This window comes from Chryseobacterium sp. BLS98 (genome assembly GCF_001045445.1).
GTDB lineage: Bacteria > Bacteroidota > Bacteroidia > Flavobacteriales > Weeksellaceae > Chryseobacterium.
The window spans coordinates 268,501-295,161 of record NZ_LFNF01000001.1 but is presented as its reverse complement, the minus strand read 5'-3'; the positions used below and the strand labels follow the sequence as shown (position 1 = coordinate 295,161).

The following is a 26,661-nucleotide window of genomic DNA, read 5'->3' as shown; positions in this document are numbered from 1 at the left end:
TTTTTTCCTGTTTATTTTCCGTGTTTTTACGGATTGTGCATTAGTTTATAAAATGATAAACCCTCAGATAAGCTGAGGGTTGTATATTTTTATGGAGTTTATTTCTCTTAAATGCAAGGATATCTTCTGGGATCTCTGCAGATATTTCCTGTTGAGCAGCATAAACCTGCAGGACAGTTCATGTCGATATCGCACTCTACGATTTCAGCAGAAACACCGCCGCTGATTTTCTTTAATTCATTTCTTTTTAACTTTTTCATAAAATTCATTTTTAAAGCTCAAAAACTGGTTGACATTCTGACTGTGCGCAGGCAAGACTTATTTCGGTACAGTATTCTGTAGCACAGTTGCCGCTTGTCGAGCCCTCAGGATAAGTTATTGTTATACATCTGCAATCTTTTTTTCCACCTAAAATGGTTTTTAGTGCATTCCTTTTTAACTTTTTCATACTGATTTTGTTTTAGTTAGTAATTTTATTAAGCAATAAATGTACGAATATTTCACTTAGTATGGATAAATTTAATACTCAAAAAAATAAGTGATGCAGATTGGGCTGCACCACTTACTTACAAAAATAATGTATATGAAAAAAACTACTTATTGATCTGCCGGTCTGAAAACCAAACCGGTCTCTTCGAAATAATCCAGGGCAATCCTGTCGCCGTCATTTACTTTTCCTGCAAGGATCTCTTTGGATAATTTATTTAAAACTTCCTGCTGGATCACTCTCTTCAGCGGTCTCGCTCCGAAAGAAGGGTCATATCCTTTATTCATCAGATAATCTATGGCATCCTGAGTGGCAGTCATGATAATGTTGCGTTTGGCCAGCATATCATTAAAGCCTCTCAACTGATACTGAACAATTTTTCCGATTTCTTTTCTGCTTAAAGGCTGGAACAGTACCACCTCATCTATTCTGTTCAGGAATTCAGGTCGTAAGGTCTGCTTCAGAAGATCGAAAACTTCATCCTTGGTTTTATTAACGATCTCATCCTGGTTTTCATCCGTAATATTTTCAAAGTTCTCCTGGATCAGATGGGAACCTAAATTCGAAGTCATAATGATAATCGAATTTTTGAAATTCACCACACGTCCTTTATTATCCGTCAGACGGCCGTCATCCAGAACCTGAAGCAACGTATTGAAAACATCAGGGTGTGCTTTTTCAATCTCATCAAGCAGAACAACAGAATAAGGTCTTCTTCTTACCGCTTCAGTGAGCTGTCCGCCTTCATCATAACCTACATATCCCGGAGGAGCTCCTACCAGTCTGGATACACTGTGTCTTTCCTGGTACTCACTCATGTCGATTCTCGTCATATTATTCTCATCATCGAACAGATATTCCGCCAGCGCTTTTGCCAGCTCTGTTTTACCGACACCAGTGGTTCCTAAGAATAAGAAAGATCCGATAGGTTTTTTCTCATCACTTAATCCCGCTCTGTTCCTTCTGATCGCATCTGCAACGGCTCCGATAGCTTCATCCTGTCCAACTACACGGTGGTGGAGTTCAGCTTCAAGATTCAATAACTTTTCTCTTTCAGACTGAAGAAGCTTGGTAACAGGAATTCCCGTCCATTTTGCAATTACTTCAGAAATATTTTCAGCAGTAACTTCCTCCTTAATCAGTTCATTCTGATGGTTTTGCATCTCCAGTTCGAGCTTTTGCAAAGCATCTTCTTTCTCCTTTATTTTTCCGTACTGGATTTCTGCTACTTTGGCATAGTCTCCTGCTCTTGAAGCTTTTTCTGCTTCCAGTTTCAAAGACTCAATATCTTTTTTAATCTGGGTTAAATCCTCAGATTTTTGTTTTTCTTTCAGCCATTTTGCATTAATTTCATTTCTTTCTTCAGAAATTTTTGAAATATCTTCTTTTAAATGGTCAATTTTAGTCTGGTTGCCTTCTCTCGAAATGGCGGCCAACTCAATTTCCAGCTGCATTAATCTTCTGTCCAGAACATCCAGTTCTTCCGGTTTTGAATTGATCTCCATCCTTAATTTTGCAGAAGCCTCATCAATAAGGTCAATGGCCTTATCCGGTAAAAAACGGTCCGAAATATATCTCTGAGACATTTCCACCGCAGCAATGATTGCTTCATCTTTGATTCTTACTTTGTGGTGAGCCTCGTATTTATCTTTAATACCGCGCAGAATGGAAATTGCAGATTCCGTATCCGGCTCATCCACCATGACTTTCTGGAAGCGTCGCTCCAATGCTTTATCTTTTTCAAAATACTTCTGGTATTCATTCAAAGTCGTGGCACCGATTGCTCTTAATTCGCCTCTTGCCAAAGCGGGTTTAAGAATGTTTGCGGCATCCATAGCTCCTTCACCGCCTCCTGCTCCCACCAAAGTGTGGATCTCGTCAATAAAAAGAATGATCTGTCCTTCAGATTTGATCACTTCATTCACCACAGATTTCAGACGCTCCTCAAACTCACCTTTATATTTTGCTCCGGCAATCAGGGCTCCCATATCCAGTGAGTATAAAGTCTTATCCATAAGGTTTTCAGGAATATCTCCTGAAATAATACGATGTGCAATACCTTCTGCAATTGCAGTTTTACCTACACCAGGTTCCCCGATAAGGATCGGGTTGTTTTTTGTTCTTCTCGAAAGAATCTGCAACACTCTTCTGATTTCTTCATCACGCCCGATCACCGGATCCAGCTTGCCTTCGGCTGCTAATTCGTTGAAATTTTTAGCATATTTATTTAAAGACTGGTAAGTCTCCTCTGAACTGGCAGAGGTTGCCTTACTTCCTTTTCTTAATTCTTTAATAGCACCTTCCAAAAGGCTTTTGGTAACTCCCATATCTTTTAGCATTTTAGATACTTCAGAACTGGTTTCCAGTAATGATAACCATAAATGCTCGATCGTTACATATTCGTCACCCATTTTTTTTGCGATATTCGGGGCATCCAGCAAAACTTTATTGGCTGATTGAGAGAGGTAAATATTTCCTCCCTGAACTTTTGGAAGCTTTTCAATATTTTCTCTGTTTCGTTCCCTAACAAGGCTGGCATCTGCTTCAGACTTTTTTAATAGGAAAGGCGAAATATTTTCATCTACCTGAAAGATACCTTCAAGTATATGTTGCGGTTCAATACTCTGATTACCAAATTCCATAGCAGTCTGCTGTGCTGCCTGGATGGCTTCTTGTGATTTTACAGTATATTGGTTTAAGTTCATATTTTTTATGTTTTGTATAATATTTTGTTTTGGTTTAGCTTTAAAAAGACATTAAGAAACCAAATTTTAAGGCCCGATTTCCTAATGTCATCAATTATTTAATCATTTAATCGATTACTTTATTTCAAAAACCGTTCAATTATTAAATTTACAAAAAATATGGACAAATTTTCCGGATTATATATTTTTAACGATAAATTAACTTGACAAATTTTCCGATTCCTTTATTTTTTCTTTGAAATAATGGAAAATCCGTCATATTGAGTAAAAACATTCAATGCTGAAAGATCCTCACCTGTGCCTAAAATCATAACTTAAATTAATATATTAATCTGAGAATAATTACTTTTGCATTTTACCAGATGGAGCTTAAAGAAAAACAAAGGAAAATTTTAGACGTAGCCGTAGAGCTTTTCAAAGAGAAAGGCTATATGGGCAGCTCGGTGAGAGACCTTGCCACAAAGCTTAATATAAAAGCTGCGTCGCTGTATGCCCACATCCGTTCAAAAGAAGAAATCCTTGAATGGATCTGCTTTGGTATTGCGCAGGAATTTTTTGATGAGCTTCAGGCAGTTAAAAGTACAGACATCGCTCCAAAGGATAAACTCAATTTATTTTTAGATAAACACTTATCGGTTGTTCTTCAGAACAGGGATGTTACCCATATTTATTCTAATGAATGGAAGCATCTTGAAGAAAGACTCCCTGAATTTATTGAGCTTAGAAAAAATTATCAGGAAGAAGTGGAGCAGTTGATTTCCGAGATTTATAAAGCTGAAAACTGGCAACTGAAATCACCTACTTTTACGACAAGATTCATTCTTCACACCCTAAATAATTCTTACTTCTGGTTCAAAAGAAATACGGAATCCACCTCAGAAATCACTGATGAGATCCGCGCTAAGCTCCTTTATGGCTTATTAGGAAACCAAAAGTAGCAGATCCCTAAAGCAAATTTACCTTCGCGATTTCACCTTCATACTGCCTGAAATTATTTAGAATCATTCAAAATATGACAAAAATCATAAAAATTTTGCCAGCATAGAAATTCTTTTTAAATTTACACCTAACAAATGTTAGTTAGTTGAATATGGATTTTTCAGTTGAATATGTAAAGCTCGACCAGTTGAGACAGCTTCAGTCTGACCGGTTAACAGATTTGGTCGGTTATCTTGAAGAGAGATCGGAATTTTATAGACGAAAATTTAATGAATCGGGAATATCTCCACAGGATATAAGGACTATTGAAGATATTACGAAACTTCCTATTACTTACAAACAGGATCTGAGAGATCATTATCCTTTCGGATTGTTTACAGTCCCGAAAAACGAGCTGCAGAGGATTCACTGTTCCAGCGGAACAACGGGAAAGCCTACAGTGGTAGGCTACACCAAAGAAGATGTTGACCTTTTCAGTGAAGTGGTTGCCAGATCGTTGTATGCAGCGGGGGCAAGACCTGGAATGCAGCTGCACAATGCCTACGGATACGGAATTTTTACCGGAGGATTAGGACTTCATTATGGGGCAGAAAAATTAGGAATGAGTGTACTTCCCATTTCAGGGGGAATGACGGCCAGACAGGTTGATCTGATTCTTGACTTTAAACCTGAAGTAATCTGCTGCTCACCGTCTTATGCATTAACCATCGCTGATGAGTTTGCCCACAGAGGAATTTCTGCAGATGAAATTAGTCTTAAATATGCTGTTTTAGGCTCTGAACCATGGACGGAAATTATCAGGAGCCATATTGAAGAAAGATTGGGCCTTCATGCAACCAATATCTACGGATTAAGCGAAATCATCGGCCCCGGAGTATCAATGGAGGATTTTGAGGAGAAAGGAGGAGCTTACATCTGGGAAGATCATTTTTATCCGGAAATTCTGGACCCGATTACAAAACAGCCCGTTCCATTTGGAGAAGAAGGGGTTTTGGTAATTACCACTTTAACTAAAAAAGCAATGCCGCTTTTACGCTATTGGACAAATGATATTACAAGTCTCTATTATGATAAAAATGCCAAAAGAAGCATGGTGAAAATGAGACCGATCAAAGGACGTGCAGACGATATGCTTATTGTAAGAGGGGTAAACGTTTATCCAAGCCAGATTGAAGAAGCATTTTCCCATGTAAAAGGAGTGGTTCCGAACTACTACCTGACCCCTGTGGAGAAGGAACAAATGTGTGTAGCATTGGATATTGATGTGGAAATTGATGATGAATTGGTAAAAACCGAAAAAATAGATGCAGGAACCGATGATTATTTTAATTTTGTCGGCAGTTTTGGAAAAAATATAGAAAACGAAATCAAAAAGAGAGTAGGGATTACCACGAAAGTAAAAATCCACGCTCAGGACAGCCTGCCAAAGTGTGAAGGCGGAAAAATTAATAGAATACTTAAAAAATAATGAATTCATTTTATAAACTTAAAACGGTAAAGGTTCAGAAAGATACCTCTGATGCGGTAAACGTGGCAGTGGAAATTCCTGAGGAACTGAAGGATAAGTTCAGGTTTAAGCAGGGGCAGTATCTTAATTTCCGTATGATGATCGATGGAAATGAGGAAAGACGCTCTTATTCTATCTGCAACGCTCCAAGTGAAAAAAGCAATACGCTGGAAGTGCTGGTTAAGCTTTTGGAAGGTGGAAAAGTTTCAGGATATTTTAATGAGCATCTTCATATGGATGAAGTGCTGGAAGTGATGCCCCCGATGGGTGGTTTCAATACTTCTTATCATCCCACTAATGTGAAAACCTATGTAGGTTTGGCAGCGGGGAGCGGTATCAGCCCGGTCTTGTCCAATATTAAAGAAAGTCTCTATCAGGAACCTAATTCTAATGCTTACCTGTTTTACAGCAACAGAAGCATGAATCATGTAATGAAGAGGTCTGAAATTGATAAACTGGTTGAACAATTCAACGGAAGACTTAAAGTAATCTATCTGGTAAGCCGTGAAAAGCATGAAGATCCCGTATTCGAAGGAAGAATTTCTGCTGAAAAACTGGAGCAGCTATTCGAAAGATATACTGATATTGATGTAAAAGAGGCAACTTATTTTATCTGCGGACCTGCAGAAATGATTAAAGGGATTGCAGATTATCTGAAAAAAGATAAAAAAGTACCTGCTATCCAGGTATTGTTTGAATATTTTACGGCTCCCGACGAAGAAAATTCGGAGGAAATGAGTGAAGAATTCAAAGCAATAGCGAATATCGAAAGTATGGTAACGGTAATCATTGATGATGATGAATATTCGTTCCACCTGAATTCTAAAAAAGAAAGTATCTTAGATAAAGCATTAAAAGACAATCTTCCTGTGCCGTTTGCATGTAAAGGAGGGGTGTGCTGTACGTGTAAGGCAGAAGTTCTGGAAGGAGAAGTTTTCATGGAAAAGAATTTCGCGCTTACCGAAGAAGAAGTAGCCAGAGGTTACGTTCTTACATGTCAATGTCACCCTACTACCAATGTGGTGATGCTTAATTATGATGTTTAATTCAATTTGAAAATGTGCTAATGTGTTAATTTGAAAATTAATTGATGCATTCTCAAATTTTCAAATTTTCAAATTAAAAAATTATGGACTTAGAAAAATTTGTTCAATACGTTCACGAAGAAAATAAAGTGGAGCCGAAAGATATTATGCCTGATGATTACAGGAAACTTTTGGTAAGACAGATCTCCCAGCATGCCCATTCTGAAATTGTAGGAATGCTGCCGGAAGCGAACTGGATCTCAAGAGCTCCTTCATTAAGAAGAAAAATGGCCCTTTTAGCAAAGGTTCAGGATGAGGCAGGACATGGTTTATATCTTTATGCAGCTACTGAAACCTTAGGAAACGGAACCATCAGAGCAGATAGAGATGCGACCTATGATGATATGCTTTCCGGTAAAGCAAAATATTCAAGTATTTTCAATTACCCTACATTAAGCTGGGCAGATATAGGCGCTATCGGCTGGCTGGTAGATGGTGCTGCCATTATGAACCAGGTAATGCTGATGGGAAATTCTTACGGCCCTTACTCAAGAGCGATGGTAAGAATCTGTAAAGAAGAATCTTTCCACCAAAGACAGGGCTATGAAATCTTAATGGCACTTTGCCGTGGTACGAAACAGCAGAAAGAAATGGCTCAGGCTTCGTTAAATCGTTTCTGGTGGCCGGCTTTAATGATGTTTGGCCCGAATGACGACAGCTCGCCAAACTCTAAAATCTCTATGAATTACAGAGTGAAAAGAGAAAGTAACGACAGTCTTCGTCAGAGATTTATCGACGTTACTGTTTCTCAGGCCGAATTCTTAGGATTGACAATTCCGGATAAAGACCTGAAATGGAATGAGGAAAGACAGCATTACGATTTTGGGGAACTTCCATGGGATGAATTCATGGAAATCCTGAAAGGAAACGGCCCTTGCAACAAAAAGAGATTACAGACAAAAGTAAAGGCACAGCAGGAAAACCTTTGGGTAAAAGAAGCTGCAGCAGCTTTTGCAGAGAAACAACAAAAAGAAGTAATATAATTTGAAAATATGCTGGTTTGACGATTTGATAATTAAATTAACAATGTTACTAATTCTCAAATTTTCAATGATGACGATAATCAATTTTCAAATTAACCAATTTTCAAATTTTCAAATTAATTATGGCAAATTTAGATATGTGGGAAGTGTTTATTCAGACTAAACCGGGATTATCCCACAAGCACGCCGGAACAGTTCAGGCACCAACAGCTGAAATGGCTTTGCAGAACGCAAGGGACGTTTATACGAGAAGGAAAGAAGGAACCTGCGTATGGGTAGTTCCGAGCAAATATATCATCAGCTCCGAAGGAATGGATCAGGAAGCGTTTTTCGATCCTGCAGATGACAAACTATACCGTCATCCTACGTTCTACGATATTCCTAATGATGTAAAAAATATGTAATTAATAAGACTTCAGGATACAAGATATCAGATACAAGACTTTTGTCGATCTGAAATCTAATGTCTGAAATCTGAAATCTATTAAATAATGAATCCACTATATAATTATTTATTGAAATTTGCCGATGACAGTTTCATCATGGGGCAGAGGTTATCTGAATGGTGCGGTGAAGGGCCTTACCTGGAGGAAGATATTGCATTGACGAATATTGCGCTGGATGAACTCGGGCAGGCCAATAATTTCTATCAGTATGCTTCAAGAGTTGCCGATAATGGTAAAAGTGAAGATGACCTGGCATTTTTAAGATATGAACACGAATACGTGAATGCCCACTGGGTAGAACTTCCCAACGAAGATTATGCACAGACCATTCTTAAAGTATATGTTTTCTCTGTATATCAGAAACTGATGTACGAAGCTTTATCCAATTCTGCAGATGAAGAGCTTTCCGCTCTTGCTCAGAAATCTTTGAAAGAAGTAAAATATCACTATACCCATGCTTCTTCATGGATGAAAATTTTTGCCCAGGGAACGGAAGAAAGCCGCGAACGACTGGTAAAAGCCATTGAAAACATTTGGGAATATACAAAAGGCTTATTCGCAAAAGTGGAAGGAGAAGATGATTTAATTGCTTTAAATATCGCTCCGGATGTTGATGAGCTGTACAAAGAATTTGTAGCCATCACCACAAAAGATTTCCAGGAATATGGATTGGCATTTCCGGAAAATCCATTTATGCAGCCTAAATCCAGAACAGGATACCATACAGAATACTTCGGATTTATTCTCTGCGAGCTTCAGTATATGCAGAGAGCTTATCCGGGATGTACGTGGTAAGATAATTTGTTGATTTGTTGATGAAATTATCAACGCATTATCAAATCATTATATTATCACATCTATTATTTATGAATGATTTATTAAACATACTATCCCAGGTTCCCGATCCCGAAATTCCGGTGATCAACGTTGTGGAGCTGGGCATTGTAAGAGAGGCAAAAATTACAGGTGAGAATACCTGTGAAGTAACCATTACGCCCACTTACTCTGCCTGTCCTGCCATGTTCACCATTGAGGAGGATATCATGAAGATCATGAAGGAGAACGGCTGGGAAGCGAAAGTAGTAACCAAAATGTTTCCCATATGGACAACAGATTGGCTGACGGATAAAGCGAGAGAAAAACTCCGTGCTTACGGAATTACACCACCCGAAAAAGGAGCAGACGAACATCATATTGGGAAACCTAAAAAATGCCCTCGTTGCGGCTCTATGAATTCAAAACAGATCAGCAGATTCGGATCTACCTTGTGTAAGGCTTCTTACCAATGCCTGGACTGTCTGGAACCTTTTGATTATTTTAAATGCCATTGATGTTATGCATAACTATTTATTGTTACATAATTAAACTGTTAGATTGTCACATTATATAGATTGTTAGATTATTTTATATTGTTAAATTAGAGCAGTGTAATTTTTAATTCTTTTAATCATTTAATTTTAAATTTAGAACCATGTATACACAACTTGATATTGAAACGCATTTTGACGGAAAACTGAAAATAGCTTACCTCAATCAGCCAGAAACCATGAACGCGCTTACCAAGCCTTCTTTATCGGATCTCAAAGATTTTATTAAAGAATGCAGCGAAGATCCAACAGTAAGATGCGTGGCAATTTCAGGAAGAGGAAGAGCTTTCTGCTCCGGTCAGAATCTGGATGATGCCTTCGTACAGGGGAATGAACACCATGATAATGATATCATCAGAAAAATTGTGGTGGACTACTACAACCCTCTGGTAACAGAGATCACGCGTTGTAAAAAGCCTGTTATGGCATTGGTAAATGGTCCTGCAGTAGGAGCAGGAGCTATGCTGGCCCTGATCTGCGACTTTGTTCTGGCAGTTGATAAATCCTATTTTGCCCAGGCATTTTCAAACATCGGACTCATTCCTGATACAGGAGGAACTTATTTCTTACCAAAATTATTGGGAAGACAGTTAGCCAATTATTTAGCATTTACTGGAAAAAGATTATCAGCTGAAGAATCCAAATCTTATGGTTTGGTCGCTGAGGTTTTCACAGAGGAAGAATTTGCTCCTAAATCGATGGAAATCCTTGAAAAAATGTCAAATATGCCGACAGCTGCTATTAAATTAACTAAAAAAGCTTTTGCCCAGTCTTACAGCAATACTTTGAAAGAGCAGCTTGAACTGGAAGGCGATCTACAGCAAGAAGCAGCAGAAACAGAAGATTTTATAGAAGGTGTAAATGCCTTTTTACAGAAAAGAAAACCTGAATATAAAGGGAAATAAATCAATTTGAAAATGAATTAATTTGAGAATTTGAAAATGAGAAATGACAAAGAAAATATTATTATAAATAAGACTTTCGATTTTGCATTGAATATTATTGAATTTTCATAAGAATTATATAAAGCTAACAAATTTTCTTTGGCCAATCAGATTTTTAAATCGGGAACATCCATTGGAGCGAATGTTAGAGAAGCTCAGAATGCGGAAAGTAAGGCCGATTTTATTCATAAATTAAAAATTGCGGCTAAAGAAGCTGATGAAACCGAATATTGGATTTTACTTTGTTTAGAATCTCCGCATTTAAAATCTCCGAGCGAAAAAATGTTATCGGATTTGAGGGAGATTCTATTAATTCTTTCTAAAATTATTTCAAGCGCAAAGCTTAAATAATTTTCAAATTAATTCATTTTCAAATTTTCAAATTAAAATTATGAACGTAGGAATTATCGGTGCCGGGACTATGGGAATCGGCATTGCACAAGTAGCTGCAACGAACGGATGCAAAGTCTGGGTATATGATGCCAATCCAAAACAGGTAGAAACAGCCACTGTAGGTTTGGAAAAAACATTAACCAGACTGGTTGACAAGCAGAAAATTTCGGCAGAGAAAATGGTTGAAATTTTAGCTAATATTTCCATCGCTACAGAACTAAAAGACTTTAAAGATTGCGGGCTGATCATAGAAGCCATCATCGAAAATAAAGACATAAAAATCAAAGTATTTACTGAGCTCGAAACCTATGTTTCTGAAGACTGTATCATCAGTTCCAATACATCATCCATTTCTATCACCTCTCTCGGTGCAGAATTAAAGAAACCTAAACGTTTCATCGGAATTCACTTCTTCAATCCGGCTCCACTAATGCCTCTGGTTGAAATTATTCCATCTTTGCTTACAGAAAAATCATTAGCTGAAAAAATGTATAACCTCATGAAAGAGTGGGGTAAAATGCCTGTCATCGCTAAAGATATTCCCGGATTTATCGTTAACAGAATTGCACGTCCATACTATGGCGAAGGTTTGAGAATTGTTGAAGAAAATATCGCAACTCACCAACAGGTAGACGAGGCCATGAGAACACTTGGAAACTTTAAAATGGGACCTTTTGAATTAATGGATTTGATTGGTGTTGATGTGAACTTTGCCGTAACGACAACCGTTTACAAAGATTATTTCTACGATCCGAAGTATAAACCGTCCCTTCTTCAGCAAAGGATGTCCGAAGCCAAACTTCACGGCAGAAAAACAGAAAAAGGTTTCTACAATTATGCTGAAGGTGCAGAGAACCCGGCAGCTCAGAAAGATGATGCTTTATATCAGCAGATCTTTTTAAGAATCATTTCAATGTTGATCAATGAGGCGGTAGAAGCCAAAAGATTAGGCGTTGCCAGCGATGAAGATATTGAACTGGCGATGCAGAAAGGAGTAAACTACCCGAAAGGATTATTGGCCTGGGGAAAAGAGATCGGCTATTCAAAAATCTCTGAAACCCTGCAGAATCTTTACGAAGAATACCAGGAAGAAAGGTACAGACAAAGCCCTTTACTTAAAAAAATGAATTAGGAAATATGCCGATGTGCTAATTTGCCGATTAAGCGACACATCAGTATATCATCATATCAACACATTAAATTTATGACGCCGAGACAAGTTGCAGATTATATGCTCAATCAGGATTATTTTTCCCAATGGATGAATATAAAAATGATCGAAGTAAAAGAAAACTATTGCTTAATAGAAATGCCCATCAAAAAAGACATGATCAATGGGCTTAAAACCGTTCATGGTGGAGTTACCTTTGCTTTTGCAGATTCTGCACTGGCATTTTCGTCCAACAACTTAGGAGATGCGGCGGTTGCGCTGAACTGTATCATCAACTTTACCAAAGCAGGAAAAGAAGGTGATGTTTTCAGAGCAGAAAGTGTCTTGGTGAATGACACAAGAAAAACAGCGGTGTATGATATTCAGATCACGAATCAAAATAAGGAGCTGATTGCAAAATTTGTAGGAACAGTCTACAAAATTGGAAAAAAAGTAACCGACTTGTAAAAAACCAAACCAAATACCGGATCCAAAAGTATGAGAAAAATAGCTGCATTACTTTTCGTAGTTTCAGCTTTTCTGATGAATGCTCAGCAGAAAATAAATGAAACCTTAAAAAAGGAACTTGATGAAATCATGCGAGTGGATCAGGGATATAGAATGCTTTTTGATACCGGAATAACTCCGGAGAAAAAAGAACAGCTGTTGAAAGATTTGCATATTGACGAAGAAGAGTTCAAAAAGAAGAACTGGCTTTTGGTGGCAGAACATGATAGCCTGAATATGCAGAAAATTGAAAAAATTATTGCTCAATATGGTTATCCTGGGAAAACACTTGTAGGAGAACCTACGAATCAGGCAGCATGGTATGTGATCCAGCATTCTACCAAAATTGGAAAATATCTGCCACTCATAAAGGAAGCTGGAAAAAAGAAAGAAATTCCGTTCACATGGGTTGCCATGATGGAAGATCGGTATCTGATGTATGAAAACAAAGAACAGATCTACGGAACACAGGGAGCTGGAGAAATGACAAAAGATAAGGACGGAAAACAAGTCTTTGTGAATTTTGTTTGGCCTGTAAAAGATCTCAAAAATGTTAATAAAAGAAGAAAAAAAGCAGGTTTCGATTCTACTTTTGAAGAAAATATCAAAAGAATGTATGGGCCAGACTTCAAATTCGAACCCTATACTTTAAAACAGGTTGTAGAACTAAGAAATAAAAACAAATAAATCTGGAATTGCTACATTATTACATTACCGGATTATTACATCAAAATAATTATGAACAACGTATACATCATAGACTACGTAAGAACACCAATCTCAAAATTACAGGGAGGATTATCAGAAGTAAGAGCGGATGATTTAGCCGCAATTGTGATCAAAGAAGTAATGGCAAGAAACCCTCAGGTTCCTGTAGAAGAAATTGAGGACGTTATTTTCGGATGCGCCAACCAGGCAGGGGAAGATAACCGTAATGTAGCCCGTATGGCTCTTTTGCTGGCAGGACTTCCTTACAAAATCGGTGGCGAAACGGTAAACAGGCTTTGTGCTTCGGGAATGTCTGCAGTAGCGAATGCTTTCCGTTCCATTGCAGCAGGAGAAGGTGAAATTTATATTGCAGGTGGAGTAGAGCACATGACACGTTCTCCTTATGTAATGTCTAAGCCGGGTTCTGCTTTCGGAAGAGACAGCCAGATGTTTGATACCACGTTCGGATGGCGTTTTGTTAACCCGAAAATGAAAGAAATGTATGGAGTAGACGGGATGGGAGAAACCGCAGAAAACCTTGCCGATATTCACAATGTCAGCAGGGAAGATCAGGATAAATTTGCCCTTTGGTCTCAGCAGAAAGCTACAAAAGCTCTGGAAAATGGAAGACTGGCAGAAGAAATTATGAAAGTTGAAATTCCACAGAAAAAAGGAGAACCTAAAATTTTTGATACAGACGAATTTATTAAACCTGCATCTTCAATGGAAGGTCTTGCGAAGCTTCGTCCTGCCTTCAGAAAAGAAGGAACAGTAACTGCCGGAAATGCTTCAGGAATGAATGACGGAGCAGCCGCTCTTATTCTTGCAAGTGAAGAAGCTGTAAAAAAATACGGATTAAAGCCTAAAGCAAAAATCTTAGGATCGGCCGTAGCAGGTGTAGAACCGAGAATCATGGGGATAGGACCTGTGGAAGCAACGCAGAAACTATTGAAAAGACTCAACCTTTCTCTGGATGATATGGATATCATTGAGTTGAATGAAGCATTTGCAGCACAGGCTTTAGCAGTAACCAGAAGCTTAGGCTTAAAAGATGATGACTCAAGAGTGAATCCAAACGGAGGAGCTATTGCCATAGGACATCCACTGGGAGTTTCCGGGGCTAGAATTGTTGGTTCTGCTGCTATAGAACTTGAAAAACAGAATAAGAAATATGCATTGTGTACCCTTTGTATCGGTGTCGGACAGGGTTATGCAATGGTTATTGAAAAAGTATAATTAATTTGAAAATGGGCTAATCTGAGAATTTGAAAATGTTTCAGGACGTTACTCATTTTCAAATTAATCTATTTTCAAATTTTCAAATTAAATAAAATGAACATCTACTCATACCACGGCATACGTCCCATCATCAAGCCTTCTGCCTACATCCATCCGCAGGCCGTAATCATTGGGAATGTAGAGATCGGCGAAGAAGTATATATCGGACCCAATGCCGTGATCCGCGGCGACTGGGGGAAAATTATCATTAAAGACGGTGCGAATGTTCAGGAAAACTGTACCCTTCATGTATTCCCCAATATTGAGACCATTCTTGAGGAATCTGCACATATAGGGCATGGAGCCATCATCCATTCCGGACATATCGGGAAAAACTGTCTTGTTGGAATGAATTCCGTAGTGATGGATAAAGCTGTTATCGGTGATGAATGTATTATTGGCGCCTTAGCCTTTGTTCCGGCCAACTTCAAATGTGAACCAAGAAAACTCATTGTAGGAAGTCCCGCAAAGATCATCCGTGATGTCTCCGATGAAATGATTCACTGGAAAACCGAAGGAACCAAGCTTTACCAGGAATTGGCAAGAGAAGGGAAAGAAGCTATTTTACCCTGTGAACCCTTTACAGAATATATTCAGCAAACTCCTACGAAAATTGTTGATTACAGTATCTGGGATGATGTAAAATAATGACCATTAAAATTAAATATGATTAAAAAAATTGCACTTATATGCAGCATAATGTTCGCGGTGAATAGTACAGTATCAGCACAGACTGTTACTACAAAACCGCTTACAATAGGAGAAGTGAGGACGATGAAGTCCAAAACCTTAAATGAAGACAGAACGTTGAATATTTATCTTCCGCAAGGGTATGATAAAACAAAATCTTACCCTGTGATCTATCTGTTGGATGGAAGTATGAATGAAGATTTTATTCACGTGACAGGGTTAGTACAATTCTTTAATCAGATGTATTCCATGCCGGAAGCTATTGTAGTGGGGATTGCTAATGTAGACAGAAAAAGAGATTTTACTTTTCATACGGATTTAAAAGACTTGCAGAAAGATTATCCTACCACAGGACATTCTGATAAATTCATTGCTTTCCTTGAAAAAGAATTAAAACCTTACGTTGAAAGCCAGTTTAAAACCACTGACAAATATTTGTTCGGTCAATCTCTGGGAGGGCTCCTGGCAACAGAAATACTTTTGAAGAAACCTGAAATGTTTACTAACTATTTTATCATTAGCCCAAGTTTATGGTGGGATGATGAAAGTCTTTTAAAACAAGCTCCTCAATTACTTGCAAAATCTCCGGACACTAAAAAATTCGTTTATGTTTCTGTAGGGAAAGGAGAACATCCTGTGATGGTAAAAGATGCAGAAGATATTTATAATGTTCTTAAAAATTCAGGCAAGAAAAATTGGACAGTAGAATATAAAATGATGGAAACGGATAATCATGCCACCATTCTTCACAGAAGTTTGTATGAAGGTTTGGTGAAAATGTTTCCGTATAAAGAATCAAAATAAATTAAAATGTAACAATATGAAATGTATTCGTGTAACAATTATTGGTAACTGTTAAACTAATGCATTATTAAACTCAATTACTGTATGGAAAAGTTAAAAAACTATATACACGGAGAATGGGTAGAAGGTGCCGGAAACGGAATACCTTTATACAATGCCGTTACAGGCGAGCAGGTAGCCGTTTCAGATACGGAAGGGCTTAATTTTGAGCAGGCTCTTGACTACGGAAGAACAGTAGGCTACAGAAACCTTTCTTCCATGACGTTTTATGACAGAGGTGAGATGCTGAAAAAAGTAGCACTTTACCTTTTGGAAAGAAAGAAAAAATATTACGAATTATCATATAAAACCGGAGCCACCCATGCAGATTCGTGGGTAGATATAGAAGGAGGTTTCGGTACCTTCTTTACCTATTCCGGACTGGCCAAAAGAATGCTTCCGAATACACCGTTCTGGGTAGATGGAGAAACTCAGAAAATTTCTGCTAACGGAACTTTTTTGGGAACTCACATTCTGACACCAAGTGAAGGGGTTTCCATTCAGATCAATGCTTATAACTTTCCTGTTTGGGGGATGCTGGAAAAACTGTCAACGTCACTATTGGCAGGGGTTCCATCTATTGTAAAACCATCACCGTTCGGTTCCTATCTTACCAATGCTGTTTTTCAGGACATGATTGAAAGCGGTGTCCTGCCGGAAGGAGCGGTTCAGTTGGTTTGCGGTGAGCCTGGAAATATTCTGGATTATGTTCAGGACGGAGATTCCGTACTTTTTACCGGCTCAGCCAATACAGGAAGAAAGCTGAAATCTTTGCCATCTGTAGCCGGAAATGCAGTACGTTTCAATATGGAAGCAGATTCACTGAACTGTTCGATTCTTGGTTTGGATGCAAAACCTGGCACTCCCGAATTTGATCTGTTCATCAAAGAAGTAAGAAACGAAATGACCACCAAAGCAGGCCAGAAATGTACAGCGATCAGAAGGATCATTGTTCCTGAGCACCTGATTGGAGATGTGCAGAATGCTTTATCTAGAGCCTTAGATCAAACTAAAATCGGGAATCCATTAAGCAGAGAAACCAGAATGGGTTCTTTAGTCGGAAAACAGCAGTATGATGAGGTGGTAAGAAAAGTAAATATCTTAAAATCCGAAACAGAATTAATATACGACGGAAAACACGAGCTTGTAGATGCCAATTACGATAACGGAGCATTTATGAGCCCGAAATTATTCCTTAACGATAAGCCTTTCGAGAAAAATATCTCTCACGATGTAGAAGCCTTCGGACCTGTTTCGACTTTAATGCCATACAAAGATGCAGAAGAAGCGGCAGCTCTGGCAAAAAGAGGAAAAGGAAGTTTAGTAGGTTCCATTATTTCTCATGATGAGAACTTTATCGCCGAAACTTCATGGAAAATGGCTTCCCAGCACGGAAGGATCTTTGTACTGAACAGGGATAATGCCAAAGAAAGTACAGGTCACGGTTCTCCACTTCCTACCCTGATGCACGGAGGTCCGGGAAGAGCGGGAGGAGGTGAGGAAATGGGCGGACTGAACGGTCTTCATTTCTTCCTTCAGAAAACAGCCATCCAGGGTTCACCGGATGTTTTGAAAGCGATTACAAAAATTTATCAGCAGGGTGCGGAGAAAAAGTTCTCAGACAAGCATCCGTTCCAGAAATATTTTGAAGAAGTTGAAATTGGAGATTCATTAGAAACAGCAGGAAGAACCGTTACTGATGCGGATATCGTTAATTTCTCCAATGTTTCATGGGATCACTTCTATGCTCATACCGATGCTACAAGTTTAACGGGAACTATTTTCGATAAAACGGTTGCTCATGGATATTTCATCCTTTCTGCAGCAGCGGGATTATTCGTTTCCGGGAAAAAAGGGCCTGTTATCGCCAATTACGGACTCGAAAACTGTTCATTCTTTAAACCAGTTTATGCGGGAGATACCATCACTGTTTATTTAACTGCAAAAGAAAAAATCAACAGAGGAGTAAAAGGGAGAAATATTCCTTCCGGTGTTGTAAAATGGCTGGTTGAAGTGGTGAATCAAAGAGATGAAATCGTTTGTGTTGCAACCATCTTAACATTGGTGGCCAAACATTCTCCATTTATCGACCTCAACGTGAAAAATGTTACTAAGATATTGAATGGTCTGTCAGAAAATACCCAGCCTAATTGGGGTAAAATGTCTCCTCAGCAAATGATTGAGCACCTGGAACATGGAGTTCTGGTAAGTTTAGGAGAGCCGGAAGCTGACAAATGCTTTACTCCGGAAGAACAGCTGGAAAAATGGCAGGACTCCCTTTACAACCACAGAAAAATGCCGAAGGATTTCCCGGCCCCTTTCCTGGCTGAAGATGAAACTTTACTTGAATTGAAACATAAAAACCTGGAAGCTGCAAAACAGTCTTTCCTTGACACCCTGAAAAGATATTCAATTTACTACAAAGAAAATCCGCAGGCAGAGCATATGAACTTTGTATTCGGAAAACTGAATAAAGAAATGTGGGAACTGATGCATAAAAAACATTTTACCCACCATTTTGAGCAATTTGGGTTGATTTAATACATAACATTCTTAAATATAAAAGTCATAAAAGGAAATTCATTATCTTTTATGACTTTTTTAATGCACAAATTATTTATGAAAATCAATATATGTTACCTTTTTTCGGTTTTATTTCTTGTCTGCTGTACTTCTAAAAAGAAAAGTATTGCAAAAACAGAATATGAACCACTTGCCGGAATTTCATATGCAATGGAAGAAGAAGAAAGAAAATATTGGGATTCTTTATGCACTGCAGAAGAGAAAAAGGCAGTTGAGGATATTAAAAACAACCATATTTTTTATACTCATGTTTTTGGAATGGTTGAAATGTACAGGAGCGATGCTGAACTTGATTCTCTTTTAGCATTATATTCCATAAAGCCGAGGAAAAGTATGTATTACTGTACGGTACCTTACTCAAAACAGAATTGTTATGGTAAAAGAATGAATGAAGAAATTGTTAGAAGGCATAGTGTAAATTTTATAGATTCTTTAAGAAAGGTTGCAGAAATTTCTTACATCAACAAGAGGAAAAATGAGATTTTCAGTTTTGAGGAATGTGATATGAATTCACGATATGCAAAATCAAATGATTATAGTGAAGCTCTTAAATTAGTAGAAAAAGACTTTTGGAATGAAACTGAATATCCGGACGAATTTGCTTTCAGAAAAGAAAAAGATTTATATTCGTCAATGGAAGCTAACTTCATCCTTCGAAAAGACGGTACTATTTCTGAGCCTCAGGTAGAAATTCGTTTTCAGAATGAAAATAACTATCAGTTTTCAGGATACTTTATTAAAAAGCTTAAGGATTTTGTAAAGAAATCGAAATGGAAAACAGCTACTTCAGAAGGAATTCCGGTAAATAGTGAAATGCATGTACTCATATTTTTTAAATAAACTAAAATGAAAACAAAATTAAGCGTTATTATGATGATGTTCTTTTCTGTAATAGCTTTTGCACAGCAAAGCAACAGTAAAAAAAATCAGATAGATCAGAAGCTGGTAGGAAGCTGGTCAGGAGAAGAAGATGATCAGCAGATTGCAGGAATGCATAAAAGCTGGATCATGCATCGTTCGGATGATGGTAAATTTCTTTTATTATTTGTCGCTGTACAGGATGGAAAGACTACAACTTTTACGGAAAAAGGACAATGGTGGGTTGAAAACGGTAAGTTTTATGAGCTCCATAAAGGCGATGGTAAAACTGATGTCTATGATTATAAGGTTTTAGATGAAGATCATGTAAAATTTAAAGCCTCACAAATGTCTTTTGAACAAAATAATGAAAATTATGAATTCGTAGATACAAGAATAGAGGAATAATTTTATATTCAAAAAGGAGCACTACAACAATGTAGCAGTTTAGTAATAAATTGCTACATTGTTTTTATTATTCTTTTCAATGAAAACATTTGCTGATAAAGTTATAGAATTTAATAAAAACCTACAGTTCCGGGGTGATCTTCCAGATGGTTTCGAGGCGCTGAATCCTTATCTGGACAATCCTGAAACCATGAAAGTAATGGGAGAATTTTATCACAAATACTACAATGACCGGAACCGTAGAAAATTTATTATCGGGATCAATCCCAGCAGACATGGTGCAGGAGTAACCGGGGTTCCGTTTACCGATACCAAAAGACTGGAAAACGTCTGTGGCATCAAAATGAATTCAGCCCGGACCCATGAAGTGTCCTCGGTTTTTGTTTATGATATGATTGCCGGATATGGTGGTGCAGAGGGATTTTATAAGGAGATTTACATCAATTCACCTTTTCCGCTGGCTATTGTAAGAAAAGCAAAAACAGGCTGGCTGAACGCCAATTATTATGATGATAAAAAGCTTTTTGAAGCAGTAAAAGACTTTATGATAGATTCTCTGAAGAAACATATCAGCCTGGGAGTTGATACTTCTGAAGTTTTTGTACTTGGTAAAAAGAATTCAGAATTTATTTTGAAACTGAATGAAGAAGCTCAGTTATTTGAGAAAATGACCGTACTTGAACATCCCAGATATATCCAGCAGTATAAAACAAAAGAAAAACAGCTTTACATTGATAAATATATTTTAGCATTGAAAAAACAAAATCCCCCTGAATAGCTCAAGGGGATTTTTCATTTATGCATTTAGAATCTTTTTGCGGCACAAATCGCTTATGAAAAATTTATTTTTTGATAATTTTAGAAGATCCTGAAGATGTTTTAAGGATGTAAACACCATTAGAAAGTTCCGATACGTCTGCCTGATTATTTCCTTTCCTCATCTCTAATGTTTTCAGCAATTTACCATCCTGGCTGTAAATTTCCGCTTGTCCGTTCTCTTCCGTTTTAATGGTAAAAGGTCCGCTGGTAGGATTAGGATAGATGCTTATTTCTTTTTTTGAAATTGCCGCTTCATTCGTCGCCAAAACTATATTGCTGTCTTTTACCCAGGTAAATGAATCCAGACCTGCATAGGTATAGGCTCCGCCTAAAGTGATTCGAAGTTCATCAATAATAATGTTCGAATAATTTTGTCCATTCAGATTGGTTAAATCAATTAAAGTATATCCATTGGTTGCACCAAGAGATGTAGCAAACCCCGTCGTTTTGGTTTGAGTGAATTTAGTTATTCCAGATAATTTTCCGGTTACGGTAAGATTTCCGACAACATTTTGATTTAATGCATTATTGGAAAGAAATATCCAAAATCGATTTACTTTAAATAAGTTGGCTGTTGTCTTAATGCTAAAAGAAGCACCCGTGGCAACGGAACCTGAATTATCAATATATCTGTTATCATTAGCAGTGCCGTTCCAGCCTGTTCCCGGGTAATTTGCCTGAATGTCAAATATTGATACATACGAAATGATATTAAAAATCACTCCGTTATCTGTGAAACTTGGACTCCCATTGGATTCAGTTTCAAATTGTTCCGTACTGGTCTGCCCAAAAGACAGTAAAGAGATCAGCAGACTACAAAAGGTTAAAAAAATAGATCTTTTCATGATTTAGGTTTTAAATGGTTTTTAGCTGCGAGGCGGATAAATGCCTTCTACGCAAATGATATAATTTAGCCCTAAAAAAGGCGGCATATTGTTTACCGGGATACCCTGTCCCGTATAAGAGATCGATTTTACATTAATAGCAGTATCAGGATCTGTCTCTACAAAGCTTGGTACAGCAGTAAAATCTCTTCCCACCTGATTCCCTGTTATGGCAATTGAGGTATTGGCAGTAGGTGTAGAGCTGGTAGCATTGGCGTTAGCCACTTTTAATTGAAATCCGCCCCCCATACTTGGCATATTTTGTTGAAGCAATGTATTCTGCTCTGTTCCGGAAACGATTCCTAAAGGATAATATTTACTTGAGGTCATATTTCCTGCTCCTAAAGCCATACGCCCGATCAGATTAGGCAGTGCGAAAGTAGTTATCCCGTCACCCCCATACGTTGTTCCCAATAAAGAAAATAGTGCAGAGTTTTGAGAAATACTCAATATACTGCCGTCGCAGAACATCCAGCCCCTTGGTGCAAAATTTCCTGCAAATAGTTTTACGATTCCCATGTACTCATCCATGATAATATTTTTTTTTCAGTTTAAAATTTTCCTACTCTGTTCTGTGGGCTTTTCGGATACCGCCTTACTATAAGTTTGATAAGTCAAAGGAACAATATATAGGAAGGCAGTACTAGAGTAGAAAATACCAAATTGAGGAGTCCGTATTTATACGTAATAGTGATTTATTTTTCCTGTAGTTATGGTTTTTATGATGAGAGAATGCAGATATTAAGGGGTTGCATTTTAATCTGGAATTTATGTTCTATAATTTCTCCGGAAAGGTGGTATTTAGTATTTTTGTAAGAATCCAATTAAAATAAAAATGAACGAATTCGTAGCATCAGAAATTAAAAACAATATTGCCGAAATTACCTTCGGAACGCCCAAAAGCAATTCCCTTCCCGGAGCTATTTTAGAAAAACTGGCTCAGACCATTCTGGATGAAGGAGCTAAAGAAGAAGTGAAAGCTATACTGGTAAAAAGCGAAGGTGAAAAGGCATTCTGTGCAGGAGCAAGTTTTGACGAACTTTTAGCGATTGAAGAATTAGAGGCCTCTACCCAATTTTTCGGAGGATTTGCTAAAGTTCTTAATGCCATGAGAAACTGTGGAAAAATAGTTGTGGTAAGAGTTCAGGGAAAAACAACAGGGGGTGGAGTAGGTATTGCCTGCGGTGCAGATTACTGTTTTGCTACTAAAGATTCAGCTCTGGCACTTACGGAGATTAATTTAGGAATCGGACCTTTCGTAATCGGACCTTATGTGGAAAGAAAAATCGGAAAATCGCAATTCGCTGCAATGGCCATCGATGCAGATTTCAGATCGGCAGAATGGGCGGAACAGCATAACGTTTATCATTCCGTATCGGAAAATATCCAGGAAATGGATTCCAAACTGGAAAAGTTTATGCAGACGCTGGCTTCCAGAAGCAGTGAGGCTTTGGCTTTAATTAAAAAAGTATCCTGGGAAGGAACAGACTATTTCAATGAACTGATGCCGGCAAGAATTCATATGAGTGCAAGCCTGATTCTTGAGGATTCTGCGAAGAAAAATATCGAAGGAATTAAAGAAAGATTAAGAGCAAAATAATCTTTTTATCATAAATTATTAAACCGTTGATTACTTCAGCGGTTTTTTGTTTGATAAGAAATCATTAAAATTTAAAAAAAATATTTTGCAGATTGAAATTAAATTATAACTTTGTAATTCAAAGTTCTTTTTATGGATTCGAAAAACTATCACGAAGACTTATCTCATATCCGTTCTATGATGGAGCGGTCTTCCAGATTTATTTCATTGAGCGGACTGTCAGGTGTTTTTGCAGGCTTGGCTGCACTGATTGGCGCCGGATACGTGTATTTTGTTTTCCAAAGAGAAGGGATTGACTATTTTGACGGAGACAGGAATTTTTTCAGTCCCGCATTAGTAAGAGAACTTGTAGTTACCGGAGCAGTAATTTTGTTGACAGCCTTATTGAGCGGTTATATTTTTACAGCCAATAAAAGCAAAAAGAAAGGGCAGAAGATCTGGGATGCGACAACGAAGCGTTTGCTTTTAACCTTCGCCGTTCCTTTGGTAACAGGCGGAGTCTTCTGTCTTGCACTTCTTTTTCATCATCTGTTCGTATGGATCGCCCCGGCAACATTAATATTTTACGGCATTGCTCTGGTCGCTGCAGAAAGATACACTTTGACGGATATTAAATATCTTGGATATTGCCAGATTATTCTTGGCCTCATTTCCCTGTTCTTTTTAGGCTGGGGACTTCTCTTCTGGACTATTGGTTTTGGAATTTTGCATATTGTGTATGGGCTGATCATGCATAAAAAATATAAATAAAGATTAAATTTGCAGGATTTTAAGAAAAGCCTTCTTAAATTCTGCAGCACTGACTTACTATGATAAAGATCAATCAACTCAATAAAGAATTCGAAAGCCGTGTAAGACTGGGGATTATGTCCGTTCTTATGGTCAACGACTGGGTCGATTTTTCTGAAATGAAAGGTCTTCTGGAAATTACAGACGGTAATCTGGCTAGCCACAGCAATGCCCTTGAGAAGTCAGGTTATATTGAAGTAAAAAAAGAGTTTGTTGGTAAAAAGCCCAAAACCTCCTACCGTGTTACGCAAAATGGGAGACAGGCTTTTAACGAACATTTGGACGCCCTTGAAAAATTATTGGGAAGATAACCTATATTTTTTTTGAAAATTAACTTTGAAATACAAAGTACTTTATAAATTAAAAATTAAATAAAATGATGACACAAAAACAAAAAACAATCACGATTTATGCCCTTCCGTTGGCTTTACTGTGTATTCCATTATTGGGAAATGTATTGTCCAAAGAATTCAATTGGTCAGCTTCAGATTTTCTGGTAGCAGGAGCTTTACTTTTTATTACAGCTTTTATGATCAATCTGGTCAGAAGTAAAATCAAAAAGCAAAGTCACAGAATCCTGATTTGTATTGTTATTCTGCTGACTCTTGCATTAATCTGGGCTGAATTGGCAGTAGGGATTTTCGGAAGCCCGTTCGCAGGAAGTTAAAATCTGTTTTATTTTCAATCATGACAAGGAAAAAATTTATTAAAAGGCTGATGCAGCTTTCATTTATAGGAGCTTTTCCGGCATTGTATTCATGGCAGGTGGAACCTTTCTGGGTAGAATTTGTTCAGAGAAAACTTCCCATTAAAAATCTCCCGGAAACACTGAATGGAAAAATACTCATGCAGATATCAGACCTGCATGTAGGAGACCGTTTCGACTGGAATTTCCTGATTGAATCCTTTCAGAAAGCAAAACAGTTTAATCCTGATTTTGTAGTGTACACAGGAGATTTTGTCAATCATGGAACTCCGGAAGATCAGGAAGATCTGAAGAAAGTAATGAACCATGCAGCCCATGGGAAATTGTCGACTTTTGGAATTTTAGGCAATCACGATTACGGAAAAAACTGGGATGATACAGAATGTTCCGAAAAAATCTGCGATACCCTCGAAAGCTTCGGAATCAGTATGCTAAAAAACAGCAGTGAAGAAAGTCACGGACTCAATTTTATAGGCTTCGAAGATTTGTGGTCACCCAATTTCTTTCCACAAGAAGTAATGAAAACGGCTGATCCTTCCAAAGCCAATATAGTACTCTGTCATAATCCGGATGCCTGCGACAGAAATATATGGAACGGGTATAAAGGATGGATTCTGAGTGGTCACACCCACGGAGGACAGTGTAGAATCCCAGGTATTATCACGCCTCTTCTACCTGTTGAAAACAGAAAATATATATCCGGAGAAATAGATCTTCAGGACGGGAGAATGCTGTACATCAACAGGGCGATCGGTCATTCTTTTCAGATCAGGTTTATGGTGCGTCCGGAAATTACAGTCTTTACTTTAATTCAAGCTTAACATAATGTCTATGGAAAATAATGAAATTATAAAAATTGGAAAATCTGTTTTTAAACTATTCTTTTTGCTTGGAAATATCTGCCTGTTCGGTTATTTAATTACGAAATATGATGGTTTTGCTGTAGGTGGTTACTTTCTTCTTGTTTTTGGAACTTTCATCAATCTATTGGTGATATTGGGTATAATGATATATGCATTTATCTACACAACAAAGTTTCAAGCCTGTCTCAAAGCAGTTGGTATAATAATGATCAATATCCCTATTGCTATTCTTTACGCTTTTATAGGACTTAACCTAAACTAAAAAATAATACTATGAAAAAAACACGCGTTCAATTTCTGCTGTTTGTCTACGATAAAACCCAGAAACTCTACAGAAAATACTTTAAAAAGAAAAAAAGACAGTGGCAGTTCAATGAAGAACAGCTGTTAAAGTTCCAGGAAGATTCCTTAGGAAGGAAACTGGGTGAGTTTTATAAAAAACACGAATTCTCAATGATTCCCAAAATGGAAAACCATGACGTACACCATCTGATAACCGGCTGCGGAACCCAGTTTGAAGACGAGATTGCCATGCAGTACCTTCTTCTGGGAAACGGGAAACTCAATGCCCATCTCCTTGCAGCTGTTGTTTTGGGAACAATCATCCTCCCGGAATATCTGAAGTTGTATATGAAAGCTTACAGAAAAGGACAGAGTATGAGGCCGTTTTATCATTGGGATTTTGAAAGCCTGTTGTGGCAGAATTTCGATCACCTGAAGGACTACATCCAGCAGAAAGAAACAACAGTTCTATATTAAATAATTGCCATGAAGAAAATAAATTTTAGCAAAACCGGAAGAAATACCTTTTGGATATCATTTTTATCAGGAACCTTTTTACTGGTTTCCTATTTGGTAACCAGAGCAGACTTTCTTCTGATAACCGGATTTTATTTTGTAATGGTTGCAGCAGTGATCAATATACTGGTCCTGCTGTATGAACTTCTGGAGTTTTTGAACCATATTTCAAAGAAGAAGTCATCCGGGAACTCTGTACTTCTTCTTTTGATCAATATTCCCATTACTGTCCTGTATATCTATATTATTTTGAATTCAGATCCGTAATATTTTAATTAAGTGGTATTGGAAGATATCATCTTAAAATCCTCCTTTCTTAAT

Annotated in this window: 32 protein-coding genes; 27 read left to right on the top strand and 5 right to left on the bottom strand. The window is 37.7% G+C overall.

Annotated elements, in window-relative coordinates; translation table 11 throughout:
* Window positions 1-107: 107 nt before the first annotated feature.
* From ACM40_RS20445 to clpB, 3 genes are all read right to left on the bottom strand, one after another.
* Entirely contained in the window at window positions 108-260 is a 153-nt protein-coding gene (locus tag ACM40_RS20445; RefSeq protein ID WP_165579263.1) for a hypothetical protein, read from the bottom strand.
* An 11-nt stretch (window positions 261-271) separates the two neighbouring features.
* On the bottom strand, window positions 272-448 hold the full coding sequence (locus tag ACM40_RS20440) for a hypothetical protein (RefSeq protein ID WP_165579262.1): 177 nt from the start codon (window positions 446-448) through the stop codon (window positions 272-274).
* Between the two features lie 149 nt (window positions 449-597).
* Complete coding sequence (clpB, locus tag ACM40_RS01315; RefSeq protein ID WP_048501055.1) at window positions 598-3,192, bottom strand: ATP-dependent chaperone ClpB; 2,595 nt, start codon at window positions 3,190-3,192, stop codon at window positions 598-600.
* A gap of 362 nt (window positions 3,193-3,554) precedes the next feature.
* Between clpB and ACM40_RS01310 the strand changes: the two genes are divergently transcribed.
* The 19 genes from ACM40_RS01310 to ACM40_RS01220 all read left to right on the top strand — a co-directional run bounded on the left by ACM40_RS01310 (window position 3,555) and on the right by ACM40_RS01220 (window position 20,659).
* A complete protein-coding gene (locus ACM40_RS01310; protein ID WP_048501054.1) occupies window positions 3,555-4,130 on the top strand; it encodes a TetR/AcrR family transcriptional regulator in 576 nt (191 codons plus the stop codon).
* A gap of 152 nt (window positions 4,131-4,282) precedes the next feature.
* Window positions 4,283-5,599: a phenylacetate--CoA ligase family protein gene (locus ACM40_RS01305; RefSeq protein WP_048501053.1), complete on the top strand. Its 1,317-nt coding sequence runs from the start codon at window positions 4,283-4,285 to the stop codon at window positions 5,597-5,599.
* Complete coding sequence (locus tag ACM40_RS01300) at window positions 5,599-6,684, top strand: 2Fe-2S iron-sulfur cluster-binding protein (protein ID WP_048501052.1); 1,086 nt, start codon at window positions 5,599-5,601, stop codon at window positions 6,682-6,684. Before ACM40_RS01305 ends, ACM40_RS01300 begins: the two co-directional genes overlap by 1 nt.
* A gap of 83 nt (window positions 6,685-6,767) precedes the next feature.
* On the top strand, window positions 6,768-7,706 hold the full coding sequence (gene paaA / locus ACM40_RS01295; RefSeq protein WP_048501051.1) for a 1,2-phenylacetyl-CoA epoxidase subunit PaaA: 939 nt from the start codon (window positions 6,768-6,770) through the stop codon (window positions 7,704-7,706).
* Window positions 7,707-7,828: 122 nt separating this feature from the next.
* Entirely contained in the window at window positions 7,829-8,110 is a 282-nt protein-coding gene (gene paaB / locus ACM40_RS01290; RefSeq protein WP_007846956.1) for a 1,2-phenylacetyl-CoA epoxidase subunit PaaB, read from the top strand.
* 87 nt (window positions 8,111-8,197) lie between these two features.
* Window positions 8,198-8,947 carry a 1,2-phenylacetyl-CoA epoxidase subunit PaaC gene (gene paaC / locus ACM40_RS01285; RefSeq protein ID WP_048501050.1) on the top strand — a complete coding sequence of 250 codons (750 nt, stop codon included), beginning with the start codon at window positions 8,198-8,200 and terminating at the stop codon, window positions 8,945-8,947.
* A 71-nt stretch (window positions 8,948-9,018) separates the two neighbouring features.
* Window positions 9,019-9,483, top strand: coding sequence for a 1,2-phenylacetyl-CoA epoxidase subunit PaaD (paaD, locus tag ACM40_RS01280; protein ID WP_048501049.1), 465 nt, complete (start codon window positions 9,019-9,021; stop codon window positions 9,481-9,483).
* Window positions 9,484-9,623: 140 nt separating this feature from the next.
* Window positions 9,624-10,424, top strand: coding sequence for an enoyl-CoA hydratase/isomerase family protein (locus ACM40_RS01275; protein WP_048501048.1), 801 nt, complete (start codon window positions 9,624-9,626; stop codon window positions 10,422-10,424).
* Window positions 10,425-10,562: 138 nt separating this feature from the next.
* Window positions 10,563-10,814, top strand: a complete 252-nt coding sequence (locus ACM40_RS01270) for a four helix bundle protein (RefSeq protein ID WP_316932865.1) — start codon at window positions 10,563-10,565, stop codon at window positions 10,812-10,814.
* A gap of 40 nt (window positions 10,815-10,854) precedes the next feature.
* Window positions 10,855-11,988, top strand: a complete 1,134-nt coding sequence (locus ACM40_RS01265; RefSeq protein WP_048501047.1) for a 3-hydroxyacyl-CoA dehydrogenase NAD-binding domain-containing protein — start codon at window positions 10,855-10,857, stop codon at window positions 11,986-11,988.
* 72 nt (window positions 11,989-12,060) lie between these two features.
* Window positions 12,061-12,474: a PaaI family thioesterase gene (locus ACM40_RS01260; RefSeq protein ID WP_048501046.1), complete on the top strand. Its 414-nt coding sequence runs from the start codon at window positions 12,061-12,063 to the stop codon at window positions 12,472-12,474.
* Window positions 12,475-12,504: 30 nt separating this feature from the next.
* Window positions 12,505-13,200, top strand: coding sequence for a DUF6624 domain-containing protein (locus tag ACM40_RS01255; protein WP_048501045.1), 696 nt, complete (start codon window positions 12,505-12,507; stop codon window positions 13,198-13,200).
* A gap of 51 nt (window positions 13,201-13,251) precedes the next feature.
* Complete coding sequence (pcaF, locus tag ACM40_RS01250) at window positions 13,252-14,457, top strand: 3-oxoadipyl-CoA thiolase (protein ID WP_048501044.1); 1,206 nt, start codon at window positions 13,252-13,254, stop codon at window positions 14,455-14,457.
* A 96-nt stretch (window positions 14,458-14,553) separates the two neighbouring features.
* A complete protein-coding gene (locus ACM40_RS01245; protein WP_048501043.1) occupies window positions 14,554-15,147 on the top strand; it encodes a transferase hexapeptide repeat family protein in 594 nt (197 codons plus the stop codon).
* A gap of 51 nt (window positions 15,148-15,198) precedes the next feature.
* Window positions 15,199-15,993 (top strand): alpha/beta hydrolase, encoded by a 795-nt coding sequence (locus ACM40_RS01240; RefSeq protein WP_228376136.1) that lies wholly within the window; start codon window positions 15,199-15,201, stop codon window positions 15,991-15,993.
* Between the two features lie 84 nt (window positions 15,994-16,077).
* Window positions 16,078-18,573, top strand: coding sequence for a phenylacetic acid degradation bifunctional protein PaaZ (gene paaZ / locus ACM40_RS01235; RefSeq protein WP_048501041.1), 2,496 nt, complete (start codon window positions 16,078-16,080; stop codon window positions 18,571-18,573).
* A gap of 192 nt (window positions 18,574-18,765) precedes the next feature.
* Window positions 18,766-19,455: a hypothetical protein gene (locus tag ACM40_RS01230; protein ID WP_131705317.1), complete on the top strand. Its 690-nt coding sequence runs from the start codon at window positions 18,766-18,768 to the stop codon at window positions 19,453-19,455.
* 6 nt (window positions 19,456-19,461) lie between these two features.
* Entirely contained in the window at window positions 19,462-19,881 is a 420-nt protein-coding gene (locus ACM40_RS01225) for a hypothetical protein (RefSeq protein WP_048501039.1), read from the top strand.
* Between the two features lie 79 nt (window positions 19,882-19,960).
* Window positions 19,961-20,659, top strand: coding sequence for an SMUG2 DNA glycosylase family protein (locus tag ACM40_RS01220; RefSeq protein ID WP_048501038.1), 699 nt, complete (start codon window positions 19,961-19,963; stop codon window positions 20,657-20,659).
* Window positions 20,660-20,723: 64 nt separating this feature from the next.
* Here ACM40_RS01220 and ACM40_RS01215 read toward each other — a convergent pair whose 3' ends face one another.
* Together ACM40_RS01215 and ACM40_RS01210 are read right to left on the bottom strand one after the other, a co-directional pair.
* Window positions 20,724-21,545 carry a T9SS type A sorting domain-containing protein gene (locus ACM40_RS01215; RefSeq protein ID WP_048501037.1) on the bottom strand — a complete coding sequence of 274 codons (822 nt, stop codon included), beginning with the start codon at window positions 21,543-21,545 and terminating at the stop codon, window positions 20,724-20,726.
* Window positions 21,546-21,566: 21 nt separating this feature from the next.
* Window positions 21,567-22,115, bottom strand: coding sequence for a phage tail protein (locus tag ACM40_RS01210; RefSeq protein WP_048501036.1), 549 nt, complete (start codon window positions 22,113-22,115; stop codon window positions 21,567-21,569).
* A gap of 304 nt (window positions 22,116-22,419) precedes the next feature.
* Between ACM40_RS01210 and ACM40_RS01205 the strand changes: the two genes are divergently transcribed.
* The 8 genes from ACM40_RS01205 (at window position 22,420) to ACM40_RS01170 (ending at window position 26,607) form a co-directional block, all read left to right on the top strand.
* A complete protein-coding gene (locus ACM40_RS01205; RefSeq protein WP_048501035.1) occupies window positions 22,420-23,184 on the top strand; it encodes an enoyl-CoA hydratase/isomerase family protein in 765 nt (254 codons plus the stop codon).
* Window positions 23,185-23,316: 132 nt separating this feature from the next.
* Entirely contained in the window at window positions 23,317-23,934 is a 618-nt protein-coding gene (locus ACM40_RS01200) for a hypothetical protein (RefSeq protein WP_048501034.1), read from the top strand.
* A 59-nt stretch (window positions 23,935-23,993) separates the two neighbouring features.
* Window positions 23,994-24,284, top strand: a complete 291-nt coding sequence (locus ACM40_RS01195) for a winged helix-turn-helix domain-containing protein (RefSeq protein WP_048501033.1) — start codon at window positions 23,994-23,996, stop codon at window positions 24,282-24,284.
* A 65-nt stretch (window positions 24,285-24,349) separates the two neighbouring features.
* Window positions 24,350-24,640, top strand: a complete 291-nt coding sequence (locus ACM40_RS01190) for a hypothetical protein (RefSeq protein WP_083996761.1) — start codon at window positions 24,350-24,352, stop codon at window positions 24,638-24,640.
* Between the two features lie 20 nt (window positions 24,641-24,660).
* A complete protein-coding gene (locus ACM40_RS01185; protein ID WP_048501031.1) occupies window positions 24,661-25,500 on the top strand; it encodes a metallophosphoesterase in 840 nt (279 codons plus the stop codon).
* 10 nt (window positions 25,501-25,510) lie between these two features.
* On the top strand, window positions 25,511-25,804 hold the full coding sequence (locus tag ACM40_RS01180; protein ID WP_048501685.1) for a hypothetical protein: 294 nt from the start codon (window positions 25,511-25,513) through the stop codon (window positions 25,802-25,804).
* Between the two features lie 11 nt (window positions 25,805-25,815).
* Window positions 25,816-26,301: a Coq4 family protein gene (locus ACM40_RS01175; RefSeq protein ID WP_048501030.1), complete on the top strand. Its 486-nt coding sequence runs from the start codon at window positions 25,816-25,818 to the stop codon at window positions 26,299-26,301.
* 9 nt (window positions 26,302-26,310) lie between these two features.
* The gene (locus ACM40_RS01170; RefSeq protein ID WP_048501029.1) at window positions 26,311-26,607 is read left to right on the top strand and encodes a hypothetical protein; all 297 of its coding nucleotides are present in this window, start codon (window positions 26,311-26,313) and stop codon (window positions 26,605-26,607) included.
* The last annotated feature ends 54 nt before the right edge of the window (window positions 26,608-26,661 follow it).